15 protein-coding genes are annotated in these 16751 nt (G+C 58.3%); 1 reads left to right on the forward strand and 14 read right to left on the reverse strand.

Translation table 11 applies throughout. The features are described 5' to 3' along the window. The first annotated feature begins 36 nt into the window (after window positions 1-36). Window positions 37-360: a ferredoxin FdxA gene (gene fdxA / locus ABIE60_RS15900; protein ID WP_354470480.1), complete on the forward strand. Its 324-nt coding sequence runs from the start codon at window positions 37-39 to the stop codon at window positions 358-360. A gap of 43 nt (window positions 361-403) precedes the next feature. Here the strand turns inward: fdxA and rpoS are convergent, their stop codons facing one another. The 14 genes from rpoS to lpxB form a co-directional block, all read right to left on the reverse strand. Continuing rightward, on the reverse strand, window positions 404-1453 hold the full coding sequence (gene rpoS, locus ABIE60_RS15905) for an RNA polymerase sigma factor RpoS (RefSeq protein WP_354470481.1): 1050 nt from the start codon (window positions 1451-1453) through the stop codon (window positions 404-406). Window positions 1454-1516: 63 nt separating this feature from the next. After that, a complete protein-coding gene (locus ABIE60_RS15910; RefSeq protein ID WP_354470482.1) occupies window positions 1517-2329 on the reverse strand; it encodes a peptidoglycan DD-metalloendopeptidase family protein in 813 nt (270 codons plus the stop codon). A 15-nt stretch (window positions 2330-2344) separates the two neighbouring features. Further along, window positions 2345-3265, reverse strand: coding sequence for a polyprenyl-phosphate transporter (locus ABIE60_RS15915; protein WP_354470483.1), 921 nt, complete (start codon window positions 3263-3265; stop codon window positions 2345-2347). Window positions 3266-3284: 19 nt separating this feature from the next. Then, window positions 3285-3947 carry a protein-L-isoaspartate(D-aspartate) O-methyltransferase gene (locus tag ABIE60_RS15920; RefSeq protein WP_354470520.1) on the reverse strand — a complete coding sequence of 221 codons (663 nt, stop codon included), beginning with the start codon at window positions 3945-3947 and terminating at the stop codon, window positions 3285-3287. Next, on the reverse strand, window positions 3947-4702 hold the full coding sequence (gene surE / locus ABIE60_RS15925) for a 5'/3'-nucleotidase SurE (protein WP_354470484.1): 756 nt from the start codon (window positions 4700-4702) through the stop codon (window positions 3947-3949). The genes ABIE60_RS15920 and surE overlap by 1 nt, the downstream gene beginning before the upstream one ends. Before the next feature lie 14 nt (window positions 4703-4716). Continuing rightward, entirely contained in the window at window positions 4717-5757 is a 1041-nt protein-coding gene (gene truD, locus ABIE60_RS15930; protein WP_354470521.1) for a tRNA pseudouridine(13) synthase TruD, read from the reverse strand. Further along, window positions 5757-6053 carry a cell division protein FtsB gene (ftsB, locus tag ABIE60_RS15935; protein WP_354470485.1) on the reverse strand — a complete coding sequence of 99 codons (297 nt, stop codon included), beginning with the start codon at window positions 6051-6053 and terminating at the stop codon, window positions 5757-5759. The genes truD and ftsB overlap by 1 nt, the downstream gene beginning before the upstream one ends. A gap of 59 nt (window positions 6054-6112) precedes the next feature. After that, on the reverse strand, window positions 6113-7408 hold the full coding sequence (gene eno, locus ABIE60_RS15940) for a phosphopyruvate hydratase (protein ID WP_354470486.1): 1296 nt from the start codon (window positions 7406-7408) through the stop codon (window positions 6113-6115). A gap of 32 nt (window positions 7409-7440) precedes the next feature. Then, window positions 7441-9069 carry a CTP synthase gene (gene pyrG, locus ABIE60_RS15945; RefSeq protein ID WP_354470487.1) on the reverse strand — a complete coding sequence of 543 codons (1629 nt, stop codon included), beginning with the start codon at window positions 9067-9069 and terminating at the stop codon, window positions 7441-7443. Window positions 9070-9146: 77 nt separating this feature from the next. Continuing rightward, entirely contained in the window at window positions 9147-10430 is a 1284-nt protein-coding gene (tilS, locus tag ABIE60_RS15950; RefSeq protein ID WP_354470488.1) for a tRNA lysidine(34) synthetase TilS, read from the reverse strand. 19 nt (window positions 10431-10449) lie between these two features. After that, complete coding sequence (gene accA / locus ABIE60_RS15955) at window positions 10450-11409, reverse strand: acetyl-CoA carboxylase carboxyl transferase subunit alpha (protein ID WP_354470489.1); 960 nt, start codon at window positions 11407-11409, stop codon at window positions 10450-10452. An 89-nt stretch (window positions 11410-11498) separates the two neighbouring features. Then, the gene (gene dnaE, locus ABIE60_RS15960) at window positions 11499-14996 is read right to left on the reverse strand and encodes a DNA polymerase III subunit alpha (protein ID WP_354470490.1); all 3498 of its coding nucleotides are present in this window, start codon (window positions 14994-14996) and stop codon (window positions 11499-11501) included. Further along, entirely contained in the window at window positions 14989-15597 is a 609-nt protein-coding gene (rnhB, locus tag ABIE60_RS15965) for a ribonuclease HII (RefSeq protein ID WP_354470491.1), read from the reverse strand. Before rnhB ends, dnaE begins: the two co-directional genes overlap by 8 nt. Beyond that, window positions 15584-16744: a lipid-A-disaccharide synthase gene (gene lpxB / locus ABIE60_RS15970; RefSeq protein WP_354470492.1), complete on the reverse strand. Its 1161-nt coding sequence runs from the start codon at window positions 16742-16744 to the stop codon at window positions 15584-15586. Before lpxB ends, rnhB begins: the two co-directional genes overlap by 14 nt. Between the last annotated feature and the right edge of the window lie 7 nt (window positions 16745-16751).

Here is a 16751-nt window from a genome sequence, read left to right on the forward strand (position 1 = left end):
TATACTGCAGACAAAATGATCAACCGGAGCTGATCCATGACCTATATCGTGACCGAGAACTGTATCCGCTGTAAGTACACGGACTGCGTCGAGGTATGTCCTGTGGACTGCTTCTACGAAGGACCAAACTTTCTGGTGATCCACCCGGACGAGTGCATCGACTGTGGCCTGTGCGAGCCGGAATGCCCGGCCGACGCCATTCTACACGAGGATGATCTGAGCGATGCGCAGGAAGTCTACTTCCAGCTGAACACGGAGCTGTCCGAAATCTGGCCCAATATCAATCAGCGCAAGGCACCGCTGCCCGATGCCGACAAGTGGAATGGTGAGCCCGACAAGCTCAAGTATCTGGAGCGCTGACGGGGGGGGGTGGAAGATGTGCCGGCACTTTACCGGCACGCCGCTACTGCAGCAGATCCTCTCCGCTCAGGCCGTTTTTCTCCACAATCTCGCGCAGCTTGCGCAGCGCCTCAACCTGAATCTGACGTACTCGCTCACGCGTCAGGCCAATTTCCTGCCCGACCTGCTCCAGCGTACTCATTTCATAGCCGCGCAGACCAAATCGACGTGACAGAACATCCGCGTGCTTGTCAGGCAACATTTCCATCCAGCGATTGAGATTGCCGCTGATGTTGTTGTTCTGCAGCAGCGTTTCCGGGTCAAGCGCATCCAGATCGGGGATCGTATCCAGCAGCGGCTTATCAGCCCCCTGCCCGGCCGGCACATCGACTGAACTTACACGTTCGTTCAACCCCAGCATGCGCTCCACATTTGCAACCGGCTTGTCGACCAGCGTCGCTATCTCTTCGGCCGTAGGCTCATGATCCAGCTTTTGGGCCAGCTCGCGAGAGGCACGCAGATAGACATTCAACTCTTTCACTACATGGATCGGCAGGCGAATGGTGCGTGTCTGGTTCATGATGGCACGTTCGATGGTCTGACGAATCCACCAGGTCGCATAGGTCGAGAAGCGGAAGCCGCGCTCGGGATCGAATTTTTCCACTGCGCGAATCAGACCGAGGTTACCCTCTTCGATCAGATCAAGCAGCGTGAGGCCACGGTTGATATACCGTCGTGCAATCTTGACCACCAGGCGCAGGTTGCTTTCGATCATCCGCTTGCGGGCGGCTTCGTCACCCTTGAGGGCTCGCCTGGAGAAATAGACCTCCTCTTCCGCCGTCAACAACGGGGAAAAGCCGATCTCGTTGAGATACAGCTGAGTTGCATCCAGCGACTTGGCGTTGACCAGGTCCTGATGAGCCATGGAACCTCTGCCGCGCCCGCTGTTCAGAAACTCGGGCGGTTCAGCCTCGCTGCTGTCAGCATCGTCACTGTCTTCATCGACAGCATTGAGCGTTTCTTCTTCATCGTAACGGTCTTCAGTGTCATCAAACTCGGCATCGCTGCTCTGGGCTGACACTCGGTATTCTTTACCCTTACCCACGGTTTCCATTATTCACCCCCAGGTAGTCGAGACGATCCGATCATCTCTGCACGGCCATCATTATTGTTTTTATCATTGTTTGGGCAAATATCGCAACGGATCCACCGGATTGCCGTCGCGGCGAATCTCGAAGTGGAGCATGGTGCGCGTTGCCCCCGTATTGCCTATTTCGGCAATTTTCTCACCCGCTTTAACCTTATCACCCTCGCGCACAAAAATGCGACTGTTATGCGCATACGCACTCAGATAACGCTGGTTATGATTAATAATCACCAGATTGCCGTAGCCCAGCAGGCCATTTCCGGCATAGACCACCTCCCCACCGGCAGCGGCCTTGACGGGTTCACCGGCGTTACCGGCAATATCCAGGCCCTTGTTCGCCGGCTCTCCACCCCCGAAACGACTGATAATTCTGCCCTTGTGTGGCCATTGCCAGCTGACAGGTCCAGTGCCGCCTGCGCTGGCAGAAGGAGGGCTGGAAGAACTTGTACGGGCAGTCGTTGCTGAGCGGTTGGGATTGGCCGCGGGTCGCGCAGTCTCTGCTGAGGCAGCCACTGCAGTGGACGGGGGTTTGGATGCAGCCGTCGAGCTGGCGGCTGACACCTTTGAGCCGCTGTTCGGCCTCAGTTTGAGAGTCTGACCCGGGTAGATGAAGTAGCGACTGTCGATGCTGTTCCAGCGTGCGACTTCACGGTAATCCAGACCGTAACGAAACGAGATGGAGTACAGGGTATCGCCACGCTGCACCCGATAACTGGCCGGTGCCGGTCCTCTGGCCTCACTGCGAGCGCCCATGGAACGCTCGGACACGGGAGCATAGCCGCTTGAACATCCCTGCAGCAGGAGCATTAGCGATATCAGCCAGAGCAGCAGAGGATTCGGCAACAAGGTCTCCCATCTTCAGGTTTTCTGTCGATCCAACAGTATACCCAGTGCAGCCCCAACCAGCATCAGCATCAGCGCAGGCCAGAACCAGTCATTGAGCCCGGTCAGGGCTTCAAAACTGCCCGGCAGCAGATTCTGCTGCAGCACCGGTACCTCTTCACCCTTGCTGTTGATGGTATAGGAGAGGGTATATTTCCAGGGCCATACCTTGTTGAGCGAGCCGAGCATAAAACCACCCAGCAGGGCCAGTGTCAGCATTCTGTGATGGTGGAAGGCCCAGCTCAGCACGCGGGAAAAACTCAGCAGCCCGACGGCACAGCCAGCCATAAACACCAGCAGTATGGCCCACTCAAGCCCCTTGATCGCCCCCAGAATGGGCGCATACATTCCCATCAGCAGCAGAATAAAACTGCCTGATATGCCTGGCAGAATCATGGCACAGATGGCGATCATACCCGCCAGAAATACAATCAGGCTGGAGGGCTCCACGCTGCCTGGCGCCTGCTCAGTGATGATGTACGCCAGCAGCACCCCCATGGCGAATGTGGCCATCAGGTTCATGTTCCAGCCCCGAATATGCCGAATGACACTCCAGGTAGACGCCAGAATGAGGCCAAAAAAGAAGGACCAGAGCAGAATCGGATATTCATCCAGCAGGTAGAGCACTACCCGGGAGATGGTCAACAGGCTCAGCAGAATACCTGACACCAGCGCCAACAGAAAATTACCGTTCACATATCGCCAGCAAGAGAGCAGCCCTTCACTGAAAAGAATACGGACCGCTTCCGGATTGAATTGCTTGATGCTGTCGATCAGCTCTTCGTAGATACCGGTGATAAATGCAATGGTGCCGCCGGAAACGCCGGGGACGGCATCAGCGGCTCCCATCATCATCCCCTTGCCGGAGAGGACCAGATAATCCTTCTTGCTTCGCATTGAGCCTCCTTGCAACCCGTCAGCGCACGGTACCGCTGAGCAGGGGCACAAAGCGCACTGCCTCCAGCGTTTCGGTTTCGTACTTGTCTTCAGCCACACGCGTAATCCGCTTCAGGATCTGTTCGTCATGACCGACGGGGATCACCAGCCGCCCGCCCACTGCCAGCTGCTCCAGCAGCTCATGGGGGATTTCGCGTGGCGCTGCGGTTACCAGAATACCGTCAAAGGGTGCCTTTTCCGACCAGCCCATGCCACCATCGGTGTGACGCAACATTACATTGTGCAGTTTCAGTCGCTGCAAACGCTTGCGTGCCTTTTCCTGCAATGGACGAATGCGCTCAACACTGAACACCTGATCCACCAGCTGTGCCAGTACAGCGGTCTGATAACCCGATCCTGTACCGACCTCCAGTACCTTGTTGAGCGCTTCGCCTTCCAGCAGCAGCTCAGTCATGCGGGCCACGATATAGGGCTGGGAGATCGTCTGGTTGTAGCCGATGGGCAGAGCCGTATCTTCATAGGCCCGATGTGAAAGCGCCTCATCTATGAAGATATGGCGTGGCGTATCCCGTACCACATTCAGCACTTCTTCACTGATCACACCCTGATCACGCAAGCGCTGGGCAAGTCGGTCTCGGGTACGGCGCGAGGTCATGCCGATACCCTGCAGATCCATGTCGATCACAGCAGCCCCTCCAGCCAGTCCCCCAGATTGTCCATGCCCGTATAGTGGGTCATGTCGATCTGCAGCGGTGTGACGGAGACAAAGCCGTTTTCAACGGCAAAAAAATCGGTTCCGGGCTCGGCATCCGCTGCCGCGCCGGCACCGGCAATCCAGTAGCGGATGCGACCACGCGGGTCTTCTACCTGCACCGGTGGCTCGGCACCGTGACGATGCCCCAGCCGGGTTACATGAATACCGCGAATCTGGTCCAGCGGCAGGTCTGGTACATTCACATTCAGAACCGTACGTGGCGCAACCACCAGACTGTCCAGCCGCTGTACCAGAGAGGCAACGATTTCTGCCGCGGTTTCATAGTGTTTAGGATGAAAACTGTGCATGGAAACGGCAATCGGCGGCAGGCGGCAGTGACGCCCTTCCGTTGCTGCGGCCACGGTACCGGAGTAGAGCACATCGTCACCCAGGTTCGCACCGGCGTTAATGCCCGACACGACGATGTCGGGACGGCGTTGTTCGGTGAACAGCCCGGAGCCTCCAAGATGCACACAGTCTGTTGGAGTGCCATTGATCCCGATATAGCCACTGTGGTGTTGATGGGCTTCCAGCGGCCGGTCAAGGGTCAGGGAATTGCTGGCCCCGCTGCGATTGCGGTCAGGCGCAACAACACAGGTTTCAGCATCCTGCTGCAGTCGCTCGGCGAGTGTGGCCAGTCCAGGGGCGTAAACCCCATCATCATTTGAAATCAGAATCAGCATTATCTGTAGGTATCTCAGTTCACTTCCGCTGAGGCCGCCGCATTCTGCCACTGGCAGAGCTCCCGCAGCACACTGGTGGCAAAGGCACCGGAAGGCAGCTCAAATTCGAGGACCCATTGTCCTTCAGACGCCTCCCGTGCCGCAAGCGCCTTTGGTATCAGGCGCAGTGCACGCCGCTCTTGATTCAGGCCCAGCGACTCCAGTCCCTGGCAGATCGACTGCGCCGATGACAGCACTGCCTGCTCAAAAGCAGCCGCCTCATCCTGGGTCATCAACTGTCCACGCCCCCACATGGGTCCAGTCAGGTGAATGTCCCCCTGCTGCAGCCGGGCCAGAAGTTCAGCGCTGTCATCCGCCATAAAGCAGCTTTGACTGCCATCAAGCATCAGCACGTCACCGGGCAGAATACGATCCCAAATCCCCTGTCGCAGGCGGGCATTGATCACCTGATTGAACAGCCAGGAACGCAGGGCCGATATATACAGGCCCTTTTTGTGGCGCTGTCGCTCACGCAGCCTGCCTTCCAGAAGCGCCAGCCCCTTGTCGAGATTGCCACCGGCATTGCCAAAGCGCTGCTCACCAAAGAAGTTGGGTACCCCCTGACGGATCTGTTCAACCCGTTCGAGAAATGCCTCGGGCTCGGTCAGGTCACGCAACCGAATAACGAATCGATTGCCCGACAGGGCACCCAGTCGCAGCTTGCGACTGTGACGACAGCTGTGCAGTACTTCGATACTGTCGCCGCCAAACAGGGACCAGTTCAGGGTACGGCCGATGGGCAGGCGTACACTGAACCATTGCTCGGTAACGGCATGGCGATCCTTTTTGCCGGCATAGCCTACATCACGCGGGCTGATCTGACAGAAGTTGGCCAGTTGACGCGCTACCCAATCGGTATTCTCGCCCCGTTTGCGGATATGGAGAAACAGGTGCTCTCCTTCGCCGTCGGGCTCAAAAGGCAACTGCTCAAACACTTGAAAATCTTCGGGGCAACTGCGGATCGTTGCAGTGGAAGGTGGCTCGCCCAACAGCCATTCGCAGGCGGAATCAAACATCACGGCCTTGGTTGCTCCGGCTCGGGTTCTATCAATTGAAAGAAAGTTTCGCCCTTGCGCACCATGCCCATTTCACTCCGAGCACGCTCTTCCAAGGCGCTGAAGCCGCGCTTGAGGTCCTGTACTTCAGCCTCAAGGCGTTGGTTGCGTTCGGCCAGCTGCTGGTTTTCCATCTGCTGCTGCAGAATCTGTTCTTCCAACTGCCAGACCTGGCGCAGGTTGGCCTCGCCGAACCAGAGTCGGTACTGAAGCCCTGCCAGTAACAGCAGTAATATCAACAGCAGCCAGCGATACACTGTTCTTCCCCGGGGTCAAAAAAGGGGGCCGCAGCCCCCTCGGATCACACGCCAGCCAATCAGGCCTGGCCCTTGATCTCTTTCAGTCCGTTATAAGCCGCCTTATCGCCCAGCTCTTCAGCGATGCGCAGCAGACGGTTGTACTTGGCTACGCGGTCGGAACGACACAGGGAACCGGTCTTGATCTGGCCGGCAGCGGTACCCACGGCCAGATCGGCAATGGTGGTGTCTTCGGTTTCGCCGGAGCGATGTGAAATTACCGCGGTGTAACCGGCGTCCTTGGCCATCTTGATCGCATCCAGAGTTTCGGACAGGGAGCCGATCTGGTTGAATTTGATCAGGATGGAGTTGGCAATGGCGTTATCGATACCGCGCTTGAGGATCTTGGTGTTGGTCACGAACAGGTCGTCACCCACCAGCTGCACCTTGTCACCGATCTTGCGCGTCAGGCTGGCCCAGCCATCCCAGTCGGACTCATCCATGCCGTCTTCGATGGACACGATCGGATAGGTTTCGCACAACTGCGCCAGGTAGTCACCGAAGCCTTCAGCATCGAACACCTTGCCTTCACCGGCCAGGTCGTACTTGCCGTCCTTGTAAAACTCAGAGGATGCACAGTCCAGGGCCAGGGTTACGTCCTTGCCCAGCTCATAGCCGGCATTATCGATCGCTTCCTTGATCACCACCAGTGCTTCTTCGTTGGAGCCCAGATTGGGTGCAAAACCGCCTTCGTCACCCACCGCCGTATTCAGGCCACGGGCCTTGAGAACGGCCTTGAGTGCATGGAAAATCTCAGTGCCGCAACGCAGTGCATCCGGGAAATTGTCAAAGTTTACCGGCTGAACCATGAACTCCTGAATATCGACGTTGTTGTCGGCATGCTCACCGCCGTTGAGGATATTCATCATCGGGACCGGCATGGAGAACTGACCGGCGGTGCCGTTGATCTCGGCAATGTGAGCGTACAGCGGAATGCCCTTCTCGGTGGCGGCTGCCTTGGCGGCTGCAAGAGACACGGCCAGAATGGCATTGGCACCCAGATTGGCCTTGTTTTCAGTACCGTCCAGCGCCAGCATTTTGTCATCCAGCGCACGCTGGTCGGTCACATCCATGCCAACCAGGGCCTCACGGATAGCACCGTTGACCGCAGCCACCGCCTTCTGTACACCCTTGCCCAGATAGCGGGATTTATCGCCGTCACGCAGTTCCAGTGCTTCGCGCGAGCCGGTGGAAGCACCTGAAGGTGCACAGGCTGTTCCCATTACGCCGGAGGTCAGGATGACATCGGCCTCTACGGTCGGGTTACCACGGGAATCCAGTACTTCGCGTGCCTTGATATTCGCAATCTGAGCCATTGTGCTTGTGTCTCCAGTTAACGCTTGAAAGATTACTGCTGCGCCTGACGGGCCAGCGCAGCTTTGATAAATCCTGTAAACAGGCCATGTCCGTCACGCGGGGTCGAGGTGAACTCCGGGTGGAACTGGCAGGCCACAAACCAGGGGTGGTCCGGTGCTTCAACCACTTCGACCAGCTCACCATCCACTGAACGCCCGGTGATTTTCAACCCGGCCTCTTCCAGCAGCGGCACGTAGTTGTTGTTCACCTCATAACGGTGACGATGACGCTCACGGATCTCGGTGTTGCCGTAAGCCTCGGCCACGCTGGAGCCTGCCGCCAGGTGACAGGTCTGTGCTCCAAGGCGCATGGTGCCGCCCAGGTCGGAGTTCTCGCCACGCACTTCGATTTCACCGGTGTGGTCGGTCCATTCGGTGATCAGCGCAATCACCGGGTGCGGTGACTGACGATCAAATTCGGTTGAGTTGGCACCGTCCAGCCCGGCCACATGGCGGGCGTATTCGATCACGGCCACCTGCATGCCAAGGCAGATGCCCAGATAGGGCACCTTGTTCTCGCGCGCGAAACGCACGGCTTCAATCTTGCCTTCAACGCCACGCTCACCAAAGCCGCCCGGTACCAGAATGGCACTGAAACCTTCCAGAATCGCACTGCCCTCACGCTCAACCCGTTCGGAATCGATATACTCGATCCGCACTTTTTGACGCAAGGCGATGCCGGCATGCGAGATCGCTTCGATCAGTGACTTGTAGGCGTCCAGCAGCTCCATGTACTTGCCAACCATGGCAATGGTCACTTCGCCATCCGGGCGCAGGAACGCATCCGCTACCCGGTTCCATTCAGTTAGATCCGCGGCCTTGCAGTTGATGCGGAAACGCTCGGTCACAATCTCGTCCAGATGCTGTTCCCACAGCATGGCCGGAATGTTGTAGATGGTGTTGGCATCCGGCAGGGAGATGACCGCACGCTCTTCCACGTTGGTGAACATGGCCACCTTGCGACGGGAGGACTCGTCCAGCGGCTTCTCGGAGCGGCAGACCAGAATATCCGGCTGAATACCGATGGAACGCAGCTCTTTCACGGAGTGCTGGGTCGGCTTGGTCTTGGTCTCGCCAGCCGTGGCGATGTACGGCACCAGTGTGAGGTGCATGAACAGCGCGCGGGAGGCGCCCACTTCAGCCTTGAGCTGACGTACCGCCTCCAGGAACGGCAGGGATTCGATATCACCCACGGTGCCACCGATCTCGACCAGTGCCACATCAGCGTCGCCGGCCCCCTCGATCACCCGGCGCTTGATCTCGTCGGTGATGTGCGGAATCACCTGTACGGTTCCGCCCAGGTAATCGCCACGACGCTCCTTGCGCAGCACATGCTGATACACACGGCCAGTGGTGAAGTTGTTGCGCTTGCTCATGGTGGTGCGAATGAAGCGCTCATAATGACCAAGGTCAAGGTCGGTCTCGGCGCCATCTTCGGTTACAAATACTTCACCATGCTGGAAAGGGCTCATGGTGCCCGGGTCCACGTTGATATACGGGTCCAGCTTGAGCATTGTAACTTTGAGGCCACGAGCCTCGAGAATAGCCGCCAGAGAAGCTGATGCGATGCCTTTGCCCAATGAGGACACAACACCGCCTGTGACGAAAATATAACGCGTCATGCGGAACCTGTCAGATCAAGATATTGAGGGGAGAAAACGTACTCAAGATGGGACTGCAGGATAGCAAAAGGCGCGCCTCAGGACAAACCAAAACCACTCCAGATCGGCAAGAGACCACCCTCGCTGCTTGCCGCTTCACACAGAGTGATGCCCGGAACCGCAATAATCTCGCCTTCGCTCACCAGCAACGGCTGACAGGACCGCAGCCAGGGTGGCAATCCCGCTTCCTGCAGCAGCTGTTTCAGACTGACCGAACCGCCTCGCCCAGCCGGACGCAGGCGCTCACCACCTTGCCGAAACTGCAGCGTCAGGGGCTGACCGACCTGCAGGCCTCGCCTGGCCGGTTGCCACTGCAAGCACCCCAGTGGCAATTGGATCGACTCACCCACGACCAGATTCCGTTCGCCCTCTTCGATAAGCGGCAGGGGATCGGGCAACAGATAAAGTACACCCTGATGGCGCCTCAACTGATGATCGGGCAGGCGAAAAACCGGCTGGGCATCCGATCGTGCATGCAGAAGATCCTTCTCAAGCTGCAGCAGCTGAGCCCGTCCCAGCCGATGCCCGCTCTGCTCACTGACCCAGACATGCAGCAGGTTACGCTGACGCGCCAGACTCAGTACTTTCAGGTGCGCGAGGCTGATTCCGCCCCGCTTTTCACACTGGGTCATATCCTCCTGCGCACGCTCAGTGAGCAACTCACTGGCTTCACTCATCAACGCAGCGGTTTCACTCCAGCGGGACAAGAGGCCCGGCCAGCGTTGCTTGAGAGCTGGCAACACCGTCAACCGCAGGAAATTGCGGTCATAGCGCGGGCTGGCGTTACTGGGGTCTTCAACAGGCTCAAGCCCGGCTTCAAGGGCGGCCCGTTCAAGCCGGTCACGGGGCTGCTGCAGCAAGGGCCGCAGCAGCATGCCCTGCCCCAGTGGTCGTGATAGCGGCATGGCCGCAAGGCCCGCCACCCCAGAACCACGTAACAGCCGCAACAACAGGGTTTCGGCCTGATCATCCCCATGCTGTGCCAGCAACAGGCAGTCACCGCGCTGCAGAAAGGATACAAAAGCACTGTAGCGCGCTTTGCGTGCCGATGCCTCCGAGGCTGAACCGGGTGAAACGCGCATCAAATTGAATGGGATACTCAGCCGTTCGCACTGCTGACGGCAGTGTTCGGCCCACAGCACCGAGTCGGCCTGCAGCTGATGATCGATATGCAGGGCTACAACAGGCTGCGAGGGCGCAAGTCGCTGCAGCAGGAACAGTAACAGAGAGGAGTCCAGCCCGCCGCTGAGTGCAACCACCCAGCGACGGGTTTCAGGCAGGGCTGCAAGCTGCTGTTGCAGCGTGTCGAGAAGCTCAGGCAATACAACTGCCTGCGAGGTATCAGTCCTCGAACACACCGTAAGACATCAGGCGCTGATAACGGCGCTCCAGCAGCTCATCGGAGGGCAACTCGGCCAGACGATCAAGCGTCTCCAGCAGGTGCTTCTTCAGGTTGGCCGCCATCAGTTTGGGGTTGCGATGCGCACCGCCCAGTGGCTCGCTGATGACCTGATCCACCAGACCCAGCTCGTGCAGGCGCCCGGAGGTGATACCCATCGCCTTGGCGGCATCAGAAGCACGCTCGGCACTTTTCCACAGGATGGAGGCACAGCCTTCCGGTGAAATCACGGAATAGGTGCCGTACTGCAGCATCAACAGCTCGTCACAGACACCGATCGCCAGTGCGCCACCGGAGCCACCCTCACCGATAACGGTGGAGATGATCGGAGTGTTCAGCTGTGACATTTTGGCCAGATTGAAGGCGATCGCTTCGGACTGGCCGCGCTCTTCGGCATCGATCCCCGGATAGGCGCCGGGGGTGTCGATGAAGGTCAGCACCGGCAGCTTGAAGCGCTCCGCCATCTCCATCATACGCAGAGCCTTGCGGTAACCTTCGGGACGCGGCATACCGAAGTTGCGGCGTACCTTTTCCTTCACTTCACGACCTTTCTGGTGACCGATCACCATGACCGGGCGACCATCAAGGCGGGCCAGGCCACCGACAATCGCCTGATCATCGGCAAAGTGACGATCGCCATGGATTTCGTCAAAGTCTTCGAAGACATGCTTGACGTAGTCCAGCGTATAGGGACGCTGCGGGTGGCGCGCCAGCTGGGAGATCTGCCAGGCCGAGAGATCCTTGAAGATCGATTCGGTCAGACTGCGGCTCTTGTCCTGCAGTTTTTCCAGCTCATCACCCAGATTCAGACCGTCAGTACCTTCATTGACGTGACGCAATTCACTGATCTTGGCTTCAAGTTCTGCGATCGGCTGTTCGAAATCCAGATAATTGGGGTTCATGCGCGTCTGCTTCTGTTCTGTAACATGGGGCCCGGGGGCACTGAATAATTGGACGATTTTAACGGTTGCGCGGGTGGATCACCACCCCATCAGTCATAACACAGGCGCACGGCCTTGTTACCGAACTGTTCCTTCAACTGCAACAGCAGCTCATCAGTCGGCGAGACGGACCACTCACTGCCCAGCCAGACCCGTGCCTCTGCGTCTTCACGCCGGTAACGCAGCGCCACGGACAGACTGATCAGAGGGCTGCGCCCCTTGGTCAGTGTCTCGGCCAGCTGCCGCAACTGACGCTGGCCAAGCTGACGGCTCTCGCACTGCACTTCGACACAGCGCGCATGTGCCGCACGTACCTGAGCCATGCTTTGCACTCGATTACAGCGTACCTTGAGGCCACCATTGTAGTCATCCTGTACCACTTCGCCTTCAACCACCAGAATCGCGTCCTTGTTGATCACGTTGCGGGCTTCTTCATAGGTATCACCAAACAGGGTGACCTCAAGCCTCGCACTGCGGTCATCCAGTGTCAGAAAACAGAGGTTATCGCCCTTTTTAGTCTTTTTCAGCCGCATGTCGACGACAAGACCGGCCATCTTCTGGCTGCGGCCACGATCTGGCTGAATCTCCACCAGCTTGCGACTGACCAGATGTTTCAGCTCCGTTTCATACTCATCGATCGGGTGACCGGTAACATAGAGCCCCAGCGTATCCTTTTCGCCCTGCAGGCGCTCCTTGTCGGTCCAGTCACGGGCCTTGTGAAACTCGGCATAGGGATCCGAGGGCGCTTCCGCTTCCACCGCGCCAAACAGATCCATCATGCCGGCATCTTCATTGCGGGCACTTTGATCAGCCGCCTTCAATGCGGCCGGGATCGCATCCCACAGCACGGCACGCGAAGGGCCTACGCCGTCCAATGCGCCGCAGCGCACCAGCGCCTCCAGTACCCGCTTGTTGAGTTTGCCCGCCCCTACCCGCTCACAGAAATCGAACAGGTCACTGAAGGCACCGCCCTCCTGTCGCGCTCGCACAATGGCATCGACCGGTCCTTCGCCCACCCCCTTCACCGCGCCGAGGCCATATACCACTTCATCGGCGTCGTTAACGGTGAACATGTACTCGCTGTCATTGACGTCCGGCAACCGCACCGTCAGCTTCATCTGACGGCACTCTTCAATGAAGATCACCACCTTATCGGTGTTCTGCATGTCCGATGACAGTACGGCGGCCATGAAGGCTGCCGGGTAGTGCTGTTTCAGCCAGGCAGTCTGGTAGGACACCAGCGCATAGGCCGCCGAGTGTGACTTGTTGAAGCCATAACCGGCGAATTTTTCCACCAGATCAAAGATATTGCCTGCCAGATCCTTGTCGATCCCCTGATTGGCGCAGCCCTCAAGGAAGATGCTGCGCTGCTTGGCCATCTCTTCGGGTTTTTTCTTGCCCATGGCCCGGCGCAGCATGTCGGCGCCGCCGAGAGTATAACCCGCCATCACCTGCGCGATCTGCATCACCTGCTCCTGATACAGAATGATGCCGTAGGTGGGCTCCAGAACCGGCTGCAGGCTGTCAAGCTGGTAATCCGGGTGCGGCCAGGCCAGTGGAGCGCGGCCATGCTTGCGGTTGATGAAGTCATCCACCATGCCTGACTGCAGCGGCCCCGGACGGAACAGGGCCACCAGCGCGATGATATCTTCAAACCGGTTCGGTAGCAGGCGGCGAATCAGATCCTTCATGCCGCTGGATTCCAGCTGGAACACCGCGGTGGTCTGGGCACTCTGCAGCAGCTTGAACGTTTCAGGATCTTCCAGATCGATGGTCTCGATCTCCAGCGCCGCCTCGCCGGTTTTCCTGCGTTTGCGATTGATGGTGTCCAGCGCCCAGTCGATGATGGTCAGCGTACGCAACCCCAGGAAGTCGAACTTCACCAGGCCTGCTTCTTCCACATCGTTCTTGTCAAACTGGGTCACCAAACCCTGACCGTATTCGTCACAGTAGGTGGCGGAGAAATCGGTCAGCTTGGTGGGCGCAATGACCACACCGCCGGCGTGCTTGCCCACGTTGCGGGTGACACCTTCCAGCTTGTAGGCCATCTCCATGATTTCCTGCGCTTCATCGCTGCCGTTAACGAAGTCGCGCAGGGTTTCCTCCTGCTCCCAGGCCTTGTTCAGGGTCATGCCCACTTCAAACGGGATCAGCTTGGACAGGCGATCAGCCAGACCGAAGGGTTTGCCCTGTACACGTGCGACGTCACGCACCACCGCCTTGGCGGCCATGGTGCCATAGGTGATGATCTGCGATACCGCGTCACGACCGTAAGTACGGGCCACGTAGTCGATCACCTTGTCACGGTTATCCATGCAGAAGTCGATATCGAAGTCGGGCATGGACACACGTTCCGGGTTCAGGAAGCGTTCGAACAGCAGGTCGTATTCCAGCGGGTCAAGATCGGTGATCTTCTGTACGTAGGCCACCAGTGAACCGGCACCGGAGCCACGCCCCGGACCCACCGGAATGCCGTTTTCCTTGGCCCACTTGATGAAGTCCATCACGATAAGGAAGTAGCCGGGGAAACCCATCTGGATGATGATGTCGAGTTCGAACTCAAGCCGCTCTTCGTAGGGCTTGCGCCGTGCCTGATAGTCATCTGCATCCTTGTCGAGCAGAAACTCAAGCCGCTCTTCCAGCCCTTCCCATGACACCTGACGGAAGTAGTCATCCATCAACATCCCTTCCGGAACGGGGTAGCGCGGCAGATAGTAGGTACCCAGTTCCAGCTCGATGTTACAACGTCTGGCGATCTCGACCGTGTTTTCCAGCGCACTGGGGATATCACTGAACAGTTCGGCCATCTCATCGGCCGAACGGAAATATTGCTGATCGGAGTAGTTGCGCGGTCGTTGCGGATCGTCCAGAGTGCGGCCCAGGTTGATGCACACCCGTGCCTCATGGGCTTCAAAGTCATCCTGTTTGAGAAACATCACCTCATTGGTTGCCACCAGCGGGCAGCCCGTTCTGGCGGCCAGCTCAACACTGGCATGCACCAGCGCCTCATCGCCGGAGCGACCGGTGCGCTGAATTTCAAGGTAGAAGCTGTCCGGGAAGACCTGACGCCAGCTGTCGAGGACCGCTTCGGCATTGCCGCTTTCGGATAGCAGCGCCCGCCCCACCTCGCCCTGACGCGCACCGGACAGGGCAATCAGACCTTCAGCCTTTTCCCGTATCCACTCCACCTTGACCAGTGCGCGCTCGGGATCGATGTTCTGCCCTTCGGCATAGGCGCGGGATACCAGCTCCATCAAGTTGCGATAACCCTTGCCCGTACGTACCAGCAAGGTCAGCCGAAACGGCTCCCCCTCGGGCTCGATCGGGTTTTGTACCCATAGGTCAACACCGCAGATCGGCTTGACGCCAGCGCCCAGTGCCGCCTTGTAGAATTTGATCAAGGCAAACAGGTTGGTCTGATCAGTGACCGCAACGGCCGGCATTTTCTGTGCCGCCGCCGTAGCCACCAGCGGCTTGATTCTGACCAGACCGTCGAACAGTGAATATTCGGTATGTACCCGAAGATGGACAAAGCGTGGATCAGACATGAGGCTCTCGGTTCAGTTGTTCTCGTACCGGGCGAAAACTGCGTCGATGTTCAGGCAGCGCTCCCAGTCGGGACAGCGCTTCAAGGTGTTCGGGCGTCGGGTAACCCTTGTGTCGTGCAAAGCCGTATTCAGGGAATTGCAGATGCAGTTGCTGCATCTGACGGTCGCGTTCAACCTTCGCTAGAATCGAGGCTGCACTGATTTCAGCCACTCGGGCATCGCCTTTCACGACCGGCTCAGCGGGACAGGCCAGAACCGGGCAACGATTGCCGTCGATCAGGGCATAGTCCGGTGCAATCTTGAGCCCTGCCACCGCCCTCTGCATGGCCAGCATGGTGGCATGCAGAATATTAAGCTCATCAATTTCAGTCGGACTGGCTTTGGCAACACACCAGGCCAGTGCGCGCTCACGGATCAATGCGTACAGCTGCTCGCGTCGCTTTTCACTCAGTTTCTTGGAGTCGGCCAGCCCTTCAATGGGACGACTCGGGTCCAGAATCACTGCCGCCGCCACCACATCACCCACCAGCGGGCCCCGACCGACCTCATCCACGCCTGCGATCAAACCGGCAGGGCGGAATATCAATTCAGCATTTTCCATGGCGTGACTCCAGCAACTCCAGCACGGCGTCGGCAGCACGTTCACTGGCATTACAGCGCAACTCATCGCCGATGGCGGTAAAAACCCGCTCTACCCGGTTACGGTACGGCTGATCTTCCAGCGCTCTCAATACCAGAGGCCCAAGCACCTCGGCCCGAACCTGATCCTGCAGCACCTCAGGCACCATCTCCTCCTGCGCCAGTACATTGGGCAGCGAAATCCAACGGCTTTTGATCATGCGCGAATAGATTGAATAGGTCAGGCCGGCCATTTTGTACGCCACCACCATTGGCTTTTGCAGCAGACAGGCTTCAAGTGTTGCTGTCCCAGAGGCGATCAGAATCGCATCCGCCAGCGCCATTACCTCACGGGAGCCCTGCAACACCAGTGTGAGGTTAAGTTCCGGATACTGCCGCACCTGCTGCGCCAACTGTTCATAGCGGCGCCGATTGGCGGCCGGAATAATAAATTCCAGTTCTGGGCGTTGCTGAGCCAGCCAGCGCGCTGTCTCGAGGAAGGGCTCGGCCAGATACTTCAACTCGGAGCCGCGACTGCCGGGCAAAATGGCCACCAGCGGCCCCTGATCGGCACGGTCGCGCCCATAGTGCTGACGGGCGCTTTCCAGATCCAGCTCGGCCGGTATCTGATCCGCCAGCGGATGGCCGACAAAACGCAGATTCTGGCCGGTCGGCTGATACACCTCTGCCTCAAACGGGAACAGCGTCAGCAGCAGGTCGGTGCTTTGCTTGATCTTGAAGATGCGCTTGCGCTTCCAGGCCCAGACAGAAGGGCTGACATAATGCACCGTGGGAATGCCCGCCTGCTTCAGTGCCTTTTCCATGCCGAAGGTGAAATCGGGCGCATCAATACCGATGAACAGATCGGGCGGGTTGTCGATGAAGTGATGAATCAGACGCTGGCGGGCACGCAGCAGCTCCGGCAAGCGGCCCAGCACCTCGATCAGCCCCATGACAGACAGCCGCTCCAGCGGAAACAGTTCGGCACAGCCCTGCTGTTGCATCAACTCGCCGGGGATACCTTCAAACTGGATTTCGGGATTACGCTCATGCAGGGCCGAGATCAAGGCTGCACCCAGAATATCCCCGGATGCCTCACCTGCAACGATGCCGATCCGCAAGGGGCGCATCGATAAC

Origin of the sequence: Marinobacterium sp. MBR-109, assembly GCF_040547565.1 — a bacterium.
In the GTDB taxonomy this organism is placed as follows: Bacteria; Pseudomonadota; Gammaproteobacteria; order Pseudomonadales; family Balneatricaceae; genus Marinobacterium.

What these genes read in the sequence shown, in the direction of transcription:
- rnhB (WP_354470491.1), bottom strand. Translation starts at nt 15,597, where the DNA reads ATGGAAAATGCTGAATTGATATTCCGCCCTGCCGGTTTGATCGCAGGC.
- surE (WP_354470484.1), bottom strand. Translation starts at nt 4,702, where the DNA reads ATGCTGATTCTGATTTCAAATGATGATGGGGTTTACGCCCCTGGACTG.
- ABIE60_RS15915 (WP_354470483.1), bottom strand. Translation starts at nt 3,265, where the DNA reads ATGCGAAGCAAGAAGGATTATCTGGTCCTCTCCGGCAAGGGGATGATG.
- truD (WP_354470521.1), bottom strand. Translation starts at nt 5,757, where the DNA reads ATGTTTGATTCCGCCTGCGAATGGCTGTTGGGCGAGCCACCTTCCACT.
- pyrG (WP_354470487.1), bottom strand. Translation starts at nt 9,069, where the DNA reads ATGACGCGTTATATTTTCGTCACAGGCGGTGTTGTGTCCTCATTGGGC.
- eno (WP_354470486.1), bottom strand. Translation starts at nt 7,408, where the DNA reads ATGGCTCAGATTGCGAATATCAAGGCACGCGAAGTACTGGATTCCCGT.
- fdxA (WP_354470480.1), top strand. Translation starts at nt 37, where the DNA reads ATGACCTATATCGTGACCGAGAACTGTATCCGCTGTAAGTACACGGAC.
- rpoS (WP_354470481.1), bottom strand. Translation starts at nt 1,453, where the DNA reads ATGGAAACCGTGGGTAAGGGTAAAGAATACCGAGTGTCAGCCCAGAGC.
- accA (WP_354470489.1), bottom strand. Translation starts at nt 11,409, where the DNA reads ATGAACCCCAATTATCTGGATTTCGAACAGCCGATCGCAGAACTTGAA.
- dnaE (WP_354470490.1), bottom strand. Translation starts at nt 14,996, where the DNA reads ATGTCTGATCCACGCTTTGTCCATCTTCGGGTACATACCGAATATTCA.
- lpxB (WP_354470492.1), bottom strand. Translation starts at nt 16,744, where the DNA reads ATGCGCCCCTTGCGGATCGGCATCGTTGCAGGTGAGGCATCCGGGGAT.